The sequence below is a fragment of the Paenibacillus antri genome, from assembly GCF_005765165.1.
Lineage (GTDB): Bacteria > Bacillota > Bacilli > Paenibacillales > YIM-B00363 > Paenibacillus_AE > Paenibacillus_AE antri.
This window is the reverse complement of the sequence record NZ_VCIW01000007.1, coordinates 154,926-171,947: the sequence shown is the minus strand read 5'-3', so window position 1 is coordinate 171,947 and position 17,022 is coordinate 154,926. Positions and strand designations below refer to the sequence as shown.

Annotated in this window: 10 protein-coding genes; 1 reads left to right on the top strand and 9 read right to left on the bottom strand. The window is 55.8% G+C overall.

Annotation, left to right across the window (positions count from 1 at the left end):
* Positions 1-100 precede the first annotated feature (100 nt).
* The 9 genes from FE782_RS13115 to FE782_RS13075 form a co-directional block, all read right to left on the bottom strand.
* Positions 101-3,967: a carbohydrate-binding protein gene (locus FE782_RS13115; protein ID WP_138194549.1), complete on the bottom strand. Its 3,867-nt coding sequence runs from the start codon at positions 3,965-3,967 to the stop codon at positions 101-103.
* A gap of 362 nt (positions 3,968-4,329) precedes the next feature.
* A complete protein-coding gene (locus FE782_RS13110) occupies positions 4,330-6,117 on the bottom strand; it encodes a family 43 glycosylhydrolase (RefSeq protein ID WP_158299383.1) in 1,788 nt (595 codons plus the stop codon).
* A 73-nt stretch (positions 6,118-6,190) separates the two neighbouring features.
* A complete protein-coding gene (locus tag FE782_RS13105; RefSeq protein WP_138194547.1) occupies positions 6,191-7,984 on the bottom strand; it encodes a glycoside hydrolase family 2 protein in 1,794 nt (597 codons plus the stop codon).
* A gap of 24 nt (positions 7,985-8,008) precedes the next feature.
* Positions 8,009-10,489: a family 43 glycosylhydrolase gene (locus FE782_RS13100; RefSeq protein ID WP_238392467.1), complete on the bottom strand. Its 2,481-nt coding sequence runs from the start codon at positions 10,487-10,489 to the stop codon at positions 8,009-8,011.
* A 5-nt stretch (positions 10,490-10,494) separates the two neighbouring features.
* Complete coding sequence (locus tag FE782_RS13095) at positions 10,495-11,331, bottom strand: carbohydrate ABC transporter permease (protein WP_138194546.1); 837 nt, start codon at positions 11,329-11,331, stop codon at positions 10,495-10,497.
* A 12-nt stretch (positions 11,332-11,343) separates the two neighbouring features.
* Positions 11,344-12,237, bottom strand: coding sequence for a carbohydrate ABC transporter permease (locus FE782_RS13090; protein WP_138194545.1), 894 nt, complete (start codon positions 12,235-12,237; stop codon positions 11,344-11,346).
* 96 nt (positions 12,238-12,333) lie between these two features.
* Positions 12,334-13,716 carry an ABC transporter substrate-binding protein gene (locus FE782_RS13085; protein WP_138194544.1) on the bottom strand — a complete coding sequence of 461 codons (1,383 nt, stop codon included), beginning with the start codon at positions 13,714-13,716 and terminating at the stop codon, positions 12,334-12,336.
* A gap of 103 nt (positions 13,717-13,819) precedes the next feature.
* On the bottom strand, positions 13,820-14,920 hold the full coding sequence (locus tag FE782_RS13080) for a GntR family transcriptional regulator (protein ID WP_138194543.1): 1,101 nt from the start codon (positions 14,918-14,920) through the stop codon (positions 13,820-13,822).
* Between the two features lie 159 nt (positions 14,921-15,079).
* On the bottom strand, positions 15,080-16,111 hold the full coding sequence (locus FE782_RS13075; protein ID WP_338016891.1) for a GntR family transcriptional regulator: 1,032 nt from the start codon (positions 16,109-16,111) through the stop codon (positions 15,080-15,082).
* A gap of 236 nt (positions 16,112-16,347) precedes the next feature.
* Between FE782_RS13075 and FE782_RS13070 the strand changes: the two genes are divergently transcribed.
* Entirely contained in the window at positions 16,348-16,989 is a 642-nt protein-coding gene (locus FE782_RS13070; protein WP_138194541.1) for a class I SAM-dependent methyltransferase, read from the top strand.
* Positions 16,990-17,022: the final 33 nt, after the last annotated feature.

Genomic DNA, 17,022 nt, shown 5'->3' with positions numbered 1-17,022 from the left:
GCGAACCATACGCCATGGAAAGAAGGCCGTCCCTCAGTCGTCTAGGACGACTGAGGGACGGCCCCTCTCATGCGCTCCGTTTTCCGGATTCGAGGGAAAATCAGCTCCCCTCGGCCGCCGGAATCGGCGCGACTTGGAAATTGTCGATCGCGCTTTCGCTGTTAAAGCTTCGGACCCCTGCCTTCCCGTGCGTGAAAGCCGTCTCGCTGTGATCGGTGTAGTCGATCAGCGGCGTGTCCATATCCCCGACGTACACCTGGATTCGATTTCCTTGCGCGACTACCTTCAGATGCTGCCATGTCCCGACCGTTCCCGACAGCGGCTTTCCGGCCAAGTGTTGGAAGCCGTAGTTGAATTTGCCCAATTGCACGCCGTCTGCGGTCAAGTAGGCCATATATCCCTGCAAGAAATCGTCTCGGTTCTGTCCGTATTCCGTTCCGTCGGCCGGGTTGTTGACGCGGAAGAGAATCCCCGCGTTACCTCCTCCTCGCGTATTTCGCCCCAACCGAATATCCGTCTCCACGATATAATCCGACCATCTGTCGTCGCCGATCACCGCTTTCGGATACCCATTCGGCTGGGATAGAAACTCGCCTTGTTTCGGGACGTCCGGGTCGTTATGGAAACGGAAGCTGTAAAAGTCGAATTCGCCTTTAACGATCTCCGCTTTGATGGTGTGCCGGCCTGCGGGAAGGACGACGCCTTCTTTCGTCATCGTCATCCACTCATGGAAATTGCCCGTGTTCGGAATGTCGATGATGCCCGTTAGGTCGGTCGTATCGTCGAGCCAGAACCGAACCTGGCTGCCGTTCATGGCCGTAGCGAATCTCAAATCGAGTTTGTAGGTGGTCTCCGTGACGCTAACGTCGTACTTCAACCATTCGCCGGTTTGGTTCCACCCCGTCGTGAAGCCTTCCGGGAGCAGCCGAATGTCGACATCGTCGGTCCGGTACAGACCGCGGATATTTCCCGGAGTATTGTCGTGATATCCGACCCCTTCCCCGCCGTTCATATAATCTACGGCGAGAACGGTTCCGGGAAGTCGGATCGGATCGTCCGACGTTCGGAAGGAGAGGCCGGCAAAATCATATTCGCCCTGTACGATTTCGACAGTAAGGGTATGATCGCCTTCCGGCAGCGCGATATCTCCCAGGTTGACGTTCGTCCATGCATTCCAACCTCCGGTATTGGGAACGTCGACCACGCCGGTCAGATCGACCGCGTCGTTCAACCATAACCGGATTTTCCCGCCGGCGAGCGCCGTTGCGATTCTAGCGCTGACGTCGTAGACCGCCGGCTCGGCGACGGCAACGTTATACTTCAACCACTCGCCGGTCTGGTTCCAGCCGACGTTCCAGCCTCCCTGAGGATGAACGCGAATGTCGACGCCGTCGTCGCGGTACTGCCCGCCGATATTCGCCGGAGTATTGTCATGATAACCGATCCCCTCGCCGCCCGTTCGATAATGGACCGCTTCTACAATGCCAGGGATCGATGCCGGTACGTCGTACGAGACGAATTTGAGCCTTGCAAAATCGTACTCGCCCTTCACCGTTTCGAAGGTGATCGTATGTCGGCCTTCCGGTAAATAGAAGCTTGGGGACAGCGTCGTCTTCCACGCGTTCCAATCCCCGGTCGCCTTGATGTCGATCGCGCCGGTCAAATCCGTCGTATCGTTCAACCAGAGTCGCGCCTCATTGTCCGCGAACGTGGTCGCCGCCGTCACCTCGACTCTGTACGTTCCTGCCCGCTTCACTTCCACATTGTATTTGAGCCATTCCCCGGCACGATTCCAGCCCACGTTCAAACCGTTGTAATTGGTGTTCGTTCGAATGTCGACGGAGTCGCCTCGATAAGCCCCCCCTATATTTTCAGGAGTCGTATCATGGTAACCGACGCCTTCGCCGCCCGTGTTGTAGAAAGGCGCTTCGACGATTCCCGGCACCGGCTTATATGCGTCGAACGCGGGTTCTTCGCCGGTATTGACCCTCCAGCCCTGTTCGAATTTCCTCCAACCCTGATCGTCGCCGTCGTTGAAATCGTCGAAGATCGGCGTCGTCGGAACCGTTCGGTTGAAGGTCATGGAAGAAAATTCGAACGACGCGTCTCCGACCGGTACGACCTTGAGCGTATGCAATCCTTGCGGAAGCTCGACGTTCCGAATCAGCGCATTGCTCCACTTCTCGGCGCCGCCGGTGGAAGGGAGTCGTACTTCGTCCGTCAGTGCGGTCGACTCGTCAAGCTCGAGCTTTACGCGAGCATCGGCATCCGCCGCATACCGGATCATCACATCGTAAGTACCCGCTTCGGAAACGTTGATGCGATACGGCAAATTCCCCTTCCGGAACGACGTGAGGTAATCGCTCCCGTCCGCGGCTTCGGCCGTTCGAACTCGGTTCGAAACGCGATCCGAATCGCCGTTCCCTCCCATATGATAATGGACGGCTTGGATTTTGCCGGGAATCGGCATGGATGCGGTATGAACGCTGTTCCCTCCGACTTTATCGCTGAACGCCACGAAGCCGAAATCCGCATGCGCATCCGTCGTCGCGTAACCGATACTGCCTTGGCCCAGCCCTTCGATCGTGCGGGTTTGTTTGAGCATATTGTCTACGTAGATTCGATATTCGGCACCCTCCTTCTCGATCCGGATCTGATGCCACTTCGTATAATCGTAACCTTCCGGAAGCGGGGTAACGACCCGTTCCGCATCTTCGCCGTCCACCCGGAAGAACGTCTCCAGACGGTTGCGATTACGGTTCAATACGGCAATCCCGTAATGATTCTCGTTCCTATAGGAAAATACGGCGCCCATCAACGGGCTTTCGCTGTCTCCCTGAGAAACCTGCTTCATGTTGAACTCCGCGGTGAACTGGTCGCCGGTCGCCTTCTTCGAAAGCAGCATGCGAGCTTGCTCCGGCTCTCCGGTCGCTTCTTGATACAATGTCTCGCCGTTCCGTATTCCCCAAGTTCCTCCGCCGACGGCGTTCCATTGGTCGCCTATTGCGCCTCTTTGAAACCTGTCGCTGAAATCCGGCATGGCCGGATCGGGCTGTTCGGTCGTCGTGGGGCCGAGAACGAGCATTTTATCTCCGTTCCATACGATTCGATCCAGGTTCAGATGCCGCCCGGGATTGGCATGGCTGTGGTATACGATATAATCGGAATCCAGGTCGGGACCGCGAACGATGGAGTTGTGTCCAAGTCCGACATGCTCTCCCTCCGAGTCGAGAAGAATCGGGTTCTGGGAGGCTGCCGGCTCGAAGCCCGAGACCGGATTCGAGCTCGTCGCATAATCCACCCGATAGGCATCGTTCCAAATATGGTTTCCGGTGTACGTCATGTAATATTTTCCATTCCGCTTGATGACCGTCGGACCTTCGGTCCATCCCCTCATCGCGGCGCCGGTATTCGAGGGCTCCCCGAACGTATAAGGATCGCTCATCGGCCGAACGTTGATATTTCCGCTTCCCGTACTATAGAAATACCATTTTCCGTCGTCGTCGATGAAGACGTGCCCGTCGATCCCGTCGACCGTATTCCCCGTCTGCGCCGTGAACGGACCGATCGGACTGGAGCTCTTCAACACCCGGTGTCCGCGCTGCGTCGTGCCGGGATCGTCTCTGAGCAGCGCCGTATACATGTAAAAATCCCCGTTCCAGTACACCACTTCAGGAGCGTAAGCCCCCTTCGTCACCGGCTCCTCCGCGCACAGTCCGCGGTATTCCCAGTGCACCAAATCCCCCGAAGACCATACCTTCACGCCGGGCTTATCGTCCACCGTGCTGGTGTATAAATAATAGACGCCGTTAAACTTCAGGATGTAAGGGTCGCCTTCGCCATAAAAGCCCCCATGATCCCAATGCCACGAGTCGGTCACCGGTTGGGGATTGCTATACGCTAAACTCGATGCGGGGAAAGATACAGTCAGGACGGCGGCAACGAGTCCCGTCAGCCATCTTTTCATGTCAGATCAGCTCCTCGGTTCAACAAATCATATCGGTCAGACGACAGGTCACTACCCGTTGGAAAACGGAACCGGATGCGTTGCGCCGACGACGGATCCGGACAGTCTACGCTGTTGAAAGTTTCATTGTGGTCCGCCGTTATTTCCCGCAGCCGCGCCGCGTCCGACTCCGCAAAGTATTAAGGAGTTCCAATGGCCGACGGCGTAAAACAACACCATCACCGCCAAGATCGGCTTGAAAAGCGGCGGTATGATCTATGCGTCGGCAACAATGCCAAGCATCGTAACCAAGGGAAACGCAACGAAAATTTTCCCTTGGATGCTTACCCGGGGGGAAATCAGCTTCTTGAACGAGAGGAAGATCATATTTCCTCGGGCTCGATGAGCAATCCATGTTCGTCTTCTTCGACTTTGAGCGCGACGATGCCGACGCGCGTCCGGAACGGAGCGGTGCGGTCGTTCCCGAACAAGGTCGACCGGAGTCTGCCTTCGCGATCGACGAACATCGTACCGTGTCCTCCGTGAGGCACCGCAAGCCGCCTCGGGGAGTAAGGTCCGTACACCTGATCGGATACGGCGTACAGTAAATCGTACGTGCCGTCCACCCGTTCGTCGCCGTTCCATTCCGCCGCCCCGAGAATGTACTTGTTCCGATATTTGACGAGGAACGCCCCCTCGTACCCGACGCGCTGACCGTCTTCGCACAACAGCTTGCGGGGTTCTTCCGCGAAGCCCGTCATATTTTCCTTCATGCGAGCGATCTTCCCGTCCTGCCATACGAAGTACACCTGACCGTGTTCATCCCGGAACAGACTGGAGTCGATATCCGTATTCGTCATCCGCCCCATGTCAATATAAGGTCCCTCCGGCTTTCCGGATACGCTTTTAATCAGCCCGGTGCCTCCGCCCTTCAGCGAATACGTAATCCAGAAGGTTCCGTACAAATAAATCGTCTCCGGCGCCCAAAGACATGGATTTTCATAAATGTTGTTCTCCCACGTCCCGTTTTCCGCGAGATCCCATACTTTCCCCACATGGCTCCATGCCGTAAGATCCTTCGAGCTCCATAAGTGAAGCTGGTTGTTCCCGTTCCAGAAATCTCGGTGGGGTCGGTCGGAGGTGCCCGTCAAATAATAGACGCCGTCCGGACCTAAGCAAATATGAGGGTCTCGAATCGGAAAATCCGCGGCGGGCGCAAGACTTCCGACGGCTCCCTTCTCAAGCACGACGTTCTCGTCCGGCCTTATAAATCCCGGTCCTGCCAGGGACATCGGCACGACGGCGGGGTAATGCTCGACCGGCGAATAGCTGCCGCAGCCGGAGAAGGAAGCATACAGCCGTCCGTCCGGTCCGGTAAATAAAGACGCTTGGCCGCCATGAGGCAGCGCCAAATATCTTCGACTATATGGCCCGTAGACGGATCGGCTGACCGCCGCGAACGTATCCACCGCGTCGCTTCCTAGCCGCTCGAACGGTTCCGCGCAAAACAGGAAGTAATAGCCGTCCCTCTTGCAGATGAACGCCCCGTATGCCCCTGCCTGATGATTCCCGGTGTACGCGGGCCGGTCTACCCGTCCGGCCGTGCGCCAAGGCTGCACTTCCACCCTCCGGGGTTGTTCCAGCAGTCCCGTCATCTCCTCGTTCATTCGGGCGATCCTGCCGTTGCCGTACACCCAATAGACCGTGCCGTCATCGTCCTCGAAGAGAGAGGCATCTCGTCCGTCGGCGGTCATTCTCCCCATATCTTGATATGGGCCCCGGACGTCTCCGGACGAGCTCCGAAGCAACCCGGTGCCGCCTTGTTGTACTCCGTAGGCAATCCAGTACGTTCCCCTCGCATAATGGATTCTCGGAGCGCAGATGCCGCAAGGGCCGTCGTTTTCCTGCTGCCGGGTCCCCTCTCGCTCCAAGCTCCATACCGTGACGGGCCCCGTCCAGGTTTGCAAGTCCGAGGACGTCCAAATCCGAATGCTCCGGCCGTCCGTCGTTCCGGTCAAAGCATACGTTCGGTCCGGGCCCGCGCAAATACTGGCATCCTTCAATGGCGTATGTAATATAGGCCGTACGACGGTTGCCGATGCCGAGAAGCCTGTGCAGGCGGCCCATTCCGTTTCGGGGTGAGGCGGTCGTTCGAGGAAATGATGCGTCATTTTATTTCCCTCCTTCGGTTTGCGATGGGAAAAGGCCACCTTCCTCCGCGGAAGACAGCCCATACTTTTATGCTTATCCCGGAGAATGGACCGCCGGTTTTTCCAATCTGGGCGCTTGTCCTTCCATCACTTGCTTGATGACGTCGAGCGGCAGCTTCGGCTCCCGATCGAACGTAAGCAAGCCGTTGATTTCCTGTTCCACGTCGGTTAGCTGCGTGTAACAGTACCCTTGAATCGCCTTCGACTGCATGATCGGCTGCACGACGTCGACGATGCGGCTGAGGAAATCTCCTTCGTCGGCGGCCGACGAGTACCCCCACCCCGCCGCGTCTCCTTTGCGAAACGAGATGCCCCCGAATTCCGACATATGGATCGGCTCGCCCTCGTACGGGAAGCCCGGCACGTAAATCCACCGGTTCTGCGCGATGCTCCGGATCGCGCGGTCGGCGGAAGCATATCGCTCGCGCAGCACTTCCCGTCTCGATTCGTAATCGTGAATCGTCGCGATGTCCGACTTGACATGCTCCCACCCGTCGTTGGACAGGACCAGGCGCGTGTCGTCCAGCGACTTCGTCAGATGGTACATCGTCAGCGCATGCTCTTGCTGCTTCTTGTCGATCAGCACGTTCGGCACGCCCCAACTCTCGTTAATCGGCACCCAGACGACGATGGAAGGATGGTTGTAGTCCCTCTCGACCGCTTCCTGCCATTCCTTCGTGATGCGTCGCACATACGTCGCCGAGTATTGATACGCGTTCGCCATTTCGCCCCAAACGAGAAGTCCCAGTTTATCGCACCAATACAAGTAACGCGGATCCTCGATCTTCTGGTGCTTTCGAGCGCCGTTAAATCCCATCGCCTTCGTCAGTTCGACGTCCCTGCGAAGCATCTCGTCCGAAGGCGCCGTTAAGACGCCGCCGGGGAAGTAGCCTTGGTCCAGGACGAGCTTCATATAATAAGGACGGTTATTGAGGCAAATCACGCCGTCCTCGACGGAAATTTTCCGCATGCCGAAGTAACTGTTCACGACATCGACGCTTGCGTCTCGATCGATGAGCTCGAACTCGATATCGTACAGATTCGGAGTTTCCGGCGACCACCAGCGACCCAAACCATGGTCGTTGAAGTCATGCAAGCGGATCGTTCGGCTTTCTTCCTCGGCATGCATCAGCCAGCGATCTCTCGCGACGGGCTCCCCCTGGAAAGAAATCGAAGCGGCCAGCTCCAATCCGGGCCGCCACCCTTCGACGAAGCCTTCGATCCGGATTTCGTTGCGGTCGATGTCCGGCGTCAGCTTCACGCTGCGTAAATACGAGTGCGACACGGCTTCCAGCCATACGGTCTGCCAGATCCCGGTCGTTCGGGTATAGAAGATGCCCTCGGACTTCTCCTTCCAATATTGTTTCCCCCGCGGCAGCGTAACGTCCAAGCTGTAATCCTTCGCCCGGACGACGATTTCGTTCGACCCGCGCTTCGCCGCGACCGTAATATCGGCCGTGAAAGGCGTATGCCCCCCCTCATGGCAGGCGACGAGCCGCCCGTTCACCCATACCTTCGATTCGTAATCGACCGCGCCGAAATGAAGCAGGATGCGACGGCCCTCGTAGTCGGACGGCAAATCGAATTCCCTTCGATACCATACCAAGTCGTGGAAGGCAGTGTCTCCGATCCCGCTAAGCTCGCTTTGATAACAGAAGGGGACTTGAATCCGCTTCGAGAAAGGACGGTTCGTATGCCAACCCGCTCCCTCGCCGGCTCCTTCGTCGTCGAACTCGAATTGCCACATCCCGTTCAGGTTCAGCCATTCGGTCCGCTCGAATTGCGGCCGCGGGTATTCCCCCCGCGAGTAAAGTTCTGTATGCGTCATCTCTCCACCGCTCCCATCCGTATTTTACTTTCTCTCTAAAGACGTAACCGTAAGATCGCCCAACGCGGTATGCTCCGCGAAGCTGGAGCGGATGCCGACTTTGCCGCGCAAGAACGCGCGGTCGTCGAAGTAAGAGAAGACAGGTTCCTTCCCCTGATCGAGATACGCTTCGATTCGGCCGCCGACCGCTTCGACGCGGAGTCGGTACGTCTTATTCGGCTCCAATGCGACGTCCGCCGATACGAGCAGCTCCGAATCGTAATTCAACTTATACAACTCGATCTCCCGATCGTTCACGGCGACATAATACCCCATTAGAGCATCGGTCACTTGGTCGGGGAAATGCGACTCGTTCGTGACGCGGACCAACACGCCGGCTTGACCGAATTCTTCCGAGTCGATCGTAATGTCCGTCTCTACGGCGTAATCGTCCCACAGCTCGCTCCCGCCGTACATCTTGGCGTCCTCGGTTCCTACGCTGCGGTAGGCGCCGTCTACAAGCTCCCACGAACCGTGGACGGCTTCCGAATCGGACCGTTCCAATACGTTGCGCTCCTCGAACGCTCCGGAGACGGACGGCGAAAATTCGATCGTTCGCCACTCTGCAGTCCCTTCCGTTAATTTGACGGCGAACGTGTGGTAGCCTTCCGCGAGCTCGACCTTCCCTACCCGCGTGCGAACCCAATCCGATGCATCGTCCTCGGAAGACGGGAAGGACGGGAGGCCGTACGAACCGACCCGTTCGTCATCGACCAGAAGTTCGATCTCCGCGGACGCCTCAACCTTCTTCATCAGGAAATCCACGCCGTAGATCCCGCTCTTGGACACGTTGACGGCATACCGGAGCCAATCCCCTTCGCCGGATAAAGCGGCCGAATAGCTCCCGTCCTCCGTCTCTCGGATCGCGATCCCGTCCCCCTTCCGCCGATCGGACGCCGCAGCCGCTTCGGAACGGCGGTACCCGCGCCCCTCGCCCTTCAAGTAATGGACGGCCTCGATCGAGCCGGGAATCGGCTTCGCCGTTTCATAATCGCTCGTCCCGCCGGCATCGTCGGCGAACGCCGTATAAGAGAACGTCGGCCGCGCCTTCTCGTATCGATACCCGATGCTTCCCGCGCCGATCTCCGATGCGCCCGACTCCAGCTTCAACATCGAATCGAGATACACCCTTACAAGCTCGTCCGTTCGCTCCACTCGAATTGAATGAAGCTTCGTGAAATCATAACCGTCCGGGATCGGCCGCTCCTGTACGACCGTCGTCGCCCCGCCTTCCGTCCGAACGAGAGAGATCGTTCCCTTCTCCGGTTGAATGACGGCTTCGCTGTAATGATCTTGATCCGTATAACCGAATATCGCGCCGATCCGAGTTTCCGGCGATGCCGCATGGTCGAGTCGGAAGTTGTATTCGGCCGTAAACACAGGCCCGGTTTGCGCCTGGCTGACGATCCGCCCGCCGTCGCCGACTCGCTCCTCCGTCCAACGCCGATCGTCGATCCCGGCATCCAACCGATCTTCGAAATCCGCCCGCTTCGGCGCCGGTTGGCGGAAGCTCGTGGGACCGAGCGCCGACATCTTCGCGCCGTTGAACGCCAGCCGATCGATGTTCATCTGCCGTACGGGCGGGCCTTCGGCCGAACGTCCGACCAAGTTGTGATACACGATGTAGTAAGAATCTAAATCCGGTCCCATCACGGTAGAGCTGTGACCGAGGCCGTTGAAATCCGGCTGCGTGCTGATGAGGATCGGGTTGTTATCCGGCACGCGGTACGGCCCTAACGGCGAATCCTCGGACACGGCGTAGTTAACGCGGTATCCTTCGCTAAACACGTGATTTCCGGTCAACGTCATATAATAACGTCCGTCTCGCTTGATAATCATCGAGCCTTCGGTCCAGTGCCCGAGGAAGGCGCCGAGGATCGGCTTCCCGTAATCGAACGTCGAGGGCGACGTCATCGGAACCCCGACGATCCCTTCCCGGCCGGCATGCGTGAACAGCATCGTGCCGTCGTCGTCGACGAATACGGACCCGTCGATGCTCATCCCTACATTTTCCGTAATTCTCTCGAACGGCCCGATCGGCGATTCGCTTCGGAAGACGTAATGCCCTTTCCCGGCGGGAGAGGTGTATAAATAGAAATACCCGTTCCAATAGATGACCTCCGGCGCGTAAGCGCCCGTCGAGACGGGATCCTCCGTAACCAATCCCGCGTACGTCCAATTCACGAGATCGTCGGAAACCCACGCTTTAATGCCGACTCGGAAATCTTTCGTGCTGACGTACAAGTAATAACGTCCGTCGTGACGCATGACGAACGGATCTCCGTTCCCGTAATCCGGCCACTCCTCCTCGAGGGATGGGAACGGATTCGCATAGGATCGCTCCTCGAACTTCTTCATATCGATCGCCTCCGGTGTACTGGAATCATCGCAGCCCGTCGCGGCGACGGCCGCGAACGCAAGACACCCCGCCAATACGGCTCTCGCGGATCTCAACGCCCCCGCCATGAGAATTAGCCCTTAATGCCGCTAATGGCGAGCGACTCGACGAAGTAACGTTGGCAGAAGAAGAACACGAGAATGACCGGCAGCATGGCGATCACCGCGGCGGCCATAATCATCGGGTAGTTCGATCCCGAGATATACATGGATTGCATGGAAGCGATCAACACCTGAATCGTCTGCTTTTCCGGCGTATGCAAATAAATGAGCGGTCCGAGGAAGTCGTTCCAGATGCCCATGAAGCCTAACGCCGCCTGCGCCGCAAGGGCCGGCTTCATGATCGGAAGCGCGATCGTCCAGAAAATCCGGAAAAATCCGCTGCCGTCGATTTTCGCCGCTTCGATCAAGTCGTTCGGCAGCGCTCCCGCTAAATATTGCTTCAAGAAAAAGATGACGACGATGTTGCCGAACAAGCCGGGCACGATGAGCGGCAGCAGCGTGTCGACCCATTGCAGCGCCGAAAATCCGATGTATTGCGGAATCATGACGACCGAGTACGGAATCATCATCGTTCCGAGGAGGCCCATAAACAGAACGCCCTTATAGGGGAACTCGAATTTGCCGAACGCGTAAGACGACATGGCCGAGACGAACAGCCCCACCGTCAACACGACGACTACGATCGTCATGCTGTTCAGAAAGCCGAACAACAACGGCGACTCTTCCCAGACGGCTTGGAAGTTGCCGAAGGTAGCCGGGCTCGGAATCCACTTCGGCGGCAAGTCGAATATATGTTGCTGATGCTTCAGCGACGTCGAGAGGGTCCAGATGAAAGGAGCGATCATGAAGACGGAGCCTAGGAGCAGAAGGAACATCGCCCAGGCGTCAGCCGTTTTTTTGTATTGCATTCCGTGTACCCCCTATTCTTGATACACCCATCGGTCGGAGAGCTTGAATTGAACCAGGGTGATCAGAAAGATGATGAGTCCGAGCACCCAAGCTCCGGCGCTGGCGTAGCCCATATTGAAGTAAGCGAAGGCGTTTTGGAAAATGTAGTACACGATCGTCGCCCCGCTGTATTCCGGACCTCCGTCGACGGCCAATACATAAATTTGGCTGAACGATTGGAACGTGCCGATCACGCCCATCACGACGACGAAGAAATGAATCGGCGTCAGCAGAGGAATCGTAATGGTTTTCAGCTTCTGCCAACCGCCCGCCCCGTCGATCTCCGCAGCTTCGTAATAAGTGGACGAGATCGATTGGAGTCCCGCGAGATACAGCACCATCGTCCCCCCGACGCCTCCCCAGAGACCGATAAGAATGAGGGAAGGCTTCACCCAATCGGCTTCGCCCAGCCAATTCGGACCTTCGATGCCGAACAGCTGCCAGAGGAAGTTGTTGAGCAACCCGTAGTCCTTGTTCAGAATCCACTGCCAGAGCAAGGACACCGCGATGATCGGCGAGATGACCGGCAAATAATAAATCGTTCGCATGACGGAAATTCCCTTAAGCTTGCGGTTCATAAGAATGGCAAGAAGGAGCGAGACGACCATGCCGATCGGAATGCCGAGCAGCAAGTAGAACGTATTGAAAATCGACTTATAAAATTTCTCGTCCTTCAGCAGGTCGACGTAGTTGGCCAAGCCGATCCATTCCGGAGGAGAAAGCATATCCCAATGATGGAAACTCATATAGATCGAGTACAGGATCGGCGCAAGTCCGAAGATCAGAAACCCCAACACCGGAGGCAGCACGAACGAGTAAATCCACCAAAGCTCTTTTTTTCGATATCCGGGTAGCTTATTTTTCATAGGGAGCCCACCTTACTTCCGTAGTTCGACTGGGGGAAAAGGAAGAGAACCGGCGGTACGCGGGACCGCCGGCCATCTCGAGAGCAATCGCGTGTCTTATTTGTTTCCCTTATCGTAGAGCTCTTGAAGCTTCGGCTGCATCATCGCCGTCCAATCCTTCGCGGACATCTCGCCGTTCCACACCTTGCTGGCTTCCTGCCAGAACGTATCGAGCCACTGATTATCCTTGGACCGAGCGGGAAGATCCGTCCTTCCGTAATCTTGGATAATGTCGAGGAACACTTGGCGATTGGCGGGCGCTTTCTCGTAAGCCAAGAACTCGCCGTTCGCCATATCGATCAAGTTCGGCACGGCCTGCCCGAGCTGATAATTTTGCCGTTGGCCTTCCTCGTCGAGCGACAGGAACGCCGCCAGGTTGAAAGCTTCTTCGACGTGCTTCGTCTTCGCCGACACGGCGAAGCCCATGGACCCGAGCCACGTCGCCGTCTTTCCCGTGTTCGGACTTGCAGGCCAGGCGGCGATATCCCATCCGAAGGGAAGATCCCAGAACGCCGGTTGATCCCAAGGCCCCATGGCGAACATGCCCATTTGACCGTTCACGAAGCGCGTATACGCATTCATCGCTTGCTCGGCTTCTTGATTCGGACTTACCTTATGCACAAGATTCAAGTCCGCCGCAAACTGCATCGCTTCGTAAAACTCCGGCTTGTCGATCGTGACGGTGCCCGTCGTCGAGTCGAGGAAGTCGCCCCCGTTGCCCCATACCGCGGATTCCAGGTTGTATGCCCCGACGCCGAACACATCCGTTTTTCCGTCGCCGTTATTGTCCGCGGTAATCGCCTTCGCCGCTTCCAACATGTCGTCCCACGTCCACTCGCCCGCTCGGGCCGGGGGAGGCGCGATGCCGGCTTTGTCGAAGAGGTCCTTGTTGTAGACGAACGCCCATGGACCCACGTCCTTCGGAAGCCCGTAAATATCGCCCGTTCCGACCGTCGAACCGTCGTAGCGATAACGATCCAGCGCCTGCTTCCACACATTGTCCGGATTGAACAGATCGGTCTGGTCGAGCTGCGCTTGCAGGTTCATGAGAATGCCGGATTCCGCGAATCGGTAAAACTCCGAACCGCCGACGTAGAATACGTCCGGCGCTTTCCCGGAGCTGACGAGCGTCGTGAGCTTCTGCCCGTATTCGCCAGGGGGGACGGAAGTATACTTCACTTTGACATGCGTGTATTTCTTCTCGAAGGAAGCGATCAGCTGCTCGAAAATTTTCTTTTCGTTCGGATTGCCGTGACCCATGAATTCGATCGTGACCGGTTCTTTCTTCGGTTGTTCCGCAGTCTCCCCGCCGCCGCTCGGTTCGTTCGACGGAGTCGGTTCGGCGCTTCCGCCCGCGCTGCCGCTTCCGCCCGAGCAAGCGGACAAAACCAACATAGAACTCATAAGGACTAGCGATAACCATTTCAAATTGTTATTCATCTGCTTCCCTTCCTTCTCATTCGATTGACGACCCGTCTTCCACTCTGTAAGCGCTTTACGAAACCAATTATATTAGATATTGATATATGTTTATATACCTTATTTAGTATAAATTTATCGCCCCGGCATTGGATTGCACCAACTTCACGGGAACGACGACTCTTTGCGGTTCGAGCTTCCCTCGAATTTGCTCCAGCAACAGCTCCATCGTGATTCGGCACATCTCTTCTTCGTTCTGGCGAATATACGAGACGTCCGGAATGCCCGGCGGGTCGAACGTAATCAGCTCCATCCCTTCCGGGATCGGCTTCCCGACGGTTGTCGCGGCCCCGTACACATACCGGCAAAGCTCCGTATTCACGGTAATCGCGGCCGTCACTTCCGGGTGCCCTTGCAGAAACTCCTTTACCGCTTCGTACGCGCGTCCGCCGGAGATCACGTCGAGCGGGAGCAGACACCATAAGCTCTTGTCGATGGAAATCCGCCGATGGAGGTAAGCCCTTTCAAAACCTTGCGCGCGTTCGTCGGTCACCGTGTTCGTAATTTCCGGCGAGATGAAGGCGATCGAGGTATGTCCTTTATCCATCAAATATTCGACGGCCTCGCACGTTCCGGCGATATTGTCGGAGCTTACGCTGTAGGTCTTTATTTCTTTAAGAAAGCGATCGATAAGCACCAACGGGAATCGTTCCAACGATAATCTCAGAATCGAATCGTTGTAGTTTTCGTTCTCCACCGGAAAAATAATGATTCCTTCTACCCCATGCTTCAGAAAGGAATCGATAATCTTCGTTTCCTCTTCCTGCGATTCTCGGGTAATGCGCAGCATGAGATCGAACCCCGCCGCGGAGGCGTATTTCTCGATCGCGTCCACGAAGCTTTGATCCACCTTCGTCTTCATCGTCGGAACGATCAAGCCGATCGTTCCGCCCGTTCCCGGCTTGTTTCCGGCGTCGGCGACGCGATCCAGCGCGGAGGCGTATTCGGGACGGGTCAGCACGAACGTCCCTTTGCCCTGGACGCGGACGAGCAGTCCTTCCTCGACCAATCCGTTCAAGGCGTTTTTGCTCGTAATTTGACTGACGTGATATTTGTCGGCCAGTTCCTTCTCGGACGGGATCCGGTCGCCCTCTCTCAACACGCCGCTCCCGATCAGTTGTTTGATTTCCAGTTGAATTTTCTTGTAGAGAGGCATGGACTTCATAGCTTAGATCACAACCTTCGGAACTTAATATATGTTAGTATATTATTATAAGTTAAATAGTATATTACATTGGGTTTGAAGTCTAGGCATATTTTGTTAGCGACAACAAAAAAGACTGCCCCGGTCCGGAGACCCTAGGCAGTCCATACCATCTGTCATCTATACTTTCCGATAATCTACAGGCACCATGAGTCTTCGCGGTCGAAAGGTCCCCTGCAGCTGTTCGGCCAGCAATTCCACCGTCATCCGGCTCATCTCGTCTTCCCTTTGCGCCAGAACCGATACGCCGTCCAATTCGTATGCGTCGAACGCGACGAGCTCGACGTCCGTCGGTACCCGCTTCCGCAAGCTGCGCAGCGCAGCATACGCGTAACGCGCCAACTCGGAGTTCACCGCGAATACGGCCGTCGCTTCCGGCCTTCCTTCTAGAAAGCGCAAAATTTCGTCATACGCCTGCTGTTTGGCGATGGTCTCCAGCGATAACATGCACCAAAGCTGTTTATCGATCGGCAAGCCGCTGTCGACAAGCGCCTGTTCGAATCCCTTCGCCCTCTCGTCGGTTACGGAGTTCGTGATTTCCGGAGACAAGTATACGATGGAACGATGCCCTCTCCCGATCAGATCCGTTACCGCGGCGCAAGTTCCCTCCAGGTTCGCCGAGCTGACGCTGTAAGTCTTTATTTCTCTCAGGAAACGGTCGATGAGGACCAGCGGCACCCGATCGAGCGACAATCGAAGAATCGCATCGTTATAGCTTTCATTTTCTACCGGGAAAATGATAAAGCCGTCTACGCCTCGTTCCCGGAACCGTTCGATCGCCTTCGCTTCTTCTTCCTGAGACTCCCTTGTAATGCGCACCAGCAGCTCGTACCCCGCTTCCGAGCAGTACCGTTCGATGCCGTCGAGAAGACGCTGATCCACCTTGGTCTTCATCGTCGGCAAGATCAGCGCGATGGTACTCCGTACGTCGTCCGACGCCGTCGCCTGCTCCGCCTCCCCCTCCGACATTCGAACGAAGGTCCCCTTGCCTTGGAAGCGTACCAGCAAACCCTCCTCCACCAGTCCGAGCAAGGCGTTCTTGGAAGTAATTTGGCTGACCCCGTATTGGGCGGCCAATTCCTTCTCCGACGGGACGCGATCTCCCGGGCGCAGCGCGCCGTCGCGAATTTGCCGTTTAATCTCTTGTTGGATGCGTTGATATAACGGTTCTATACGACGCTCACCTGCCTATCTCTTACAAGCGGATATGTCGAAAAATAACATAAATTTAGTATATCGATTTCACCTGACATTAGCTAGAAGGAAAGCATGAGGGCCTCTTGCGGTCGTGCAATGGGCTTGGGAGACAGCAAGGATTTGGAGAATACCGTATCGAATTATTAGACTATGCTTGATTACGACTATTAAAAGATAAAGGAGATAAAGCGATGACTGAATTTTGGGAAACAAGTTTTATCGAAAATCAAATGATGTGGGGATTCGAACCTTCGGACTCGGCCATCTTAGTAAAGGATTTTTTCCTTGAAAAGAAAGTTAACGATATATTGATACCTGGTATCGGCTACGGGAGAAACGCAAAGATTTTTATCGACAACGGAATCCATGTAACGGGTATCGAGATTTCAAAAACGGCGATTGACTTGGCAAGGCAAAAAGGGCTTGATGTTCCTATTTTCCATGGTTCCGTAACGGATATGCCCTTCGATAACAAACTTTATGACGGTATATTTTCTTATGCGCTGATCCACTTATTGAATCATCAGGAGAGAGCGAAGTTTATTAAAGATTGCTACGATCAGTTAAAGCCGAACGGTTATATGATTTTTACGACGATTTCCAAAGAAGCCCCGATGTACGGAAAGGGCAAACGACTGGGGAAAGACTATTTCGAGATTATGGAAGGGGTAAAGATGTTTTTTTACGATTCCGACTCGATCAAACAAGAATTCGGAACATATGGGTTGATTGAAGTTTCGGAGATTGTCGAACCCCATAAAAATATGGAAAATAAACCTCCATTCAAATTCACTATGGTAAAGTGTCAAAAAGCCCTTCCCCTGCTACAATAAGGAAACATGCTTTACCCGAACGGGGGGTTCGTC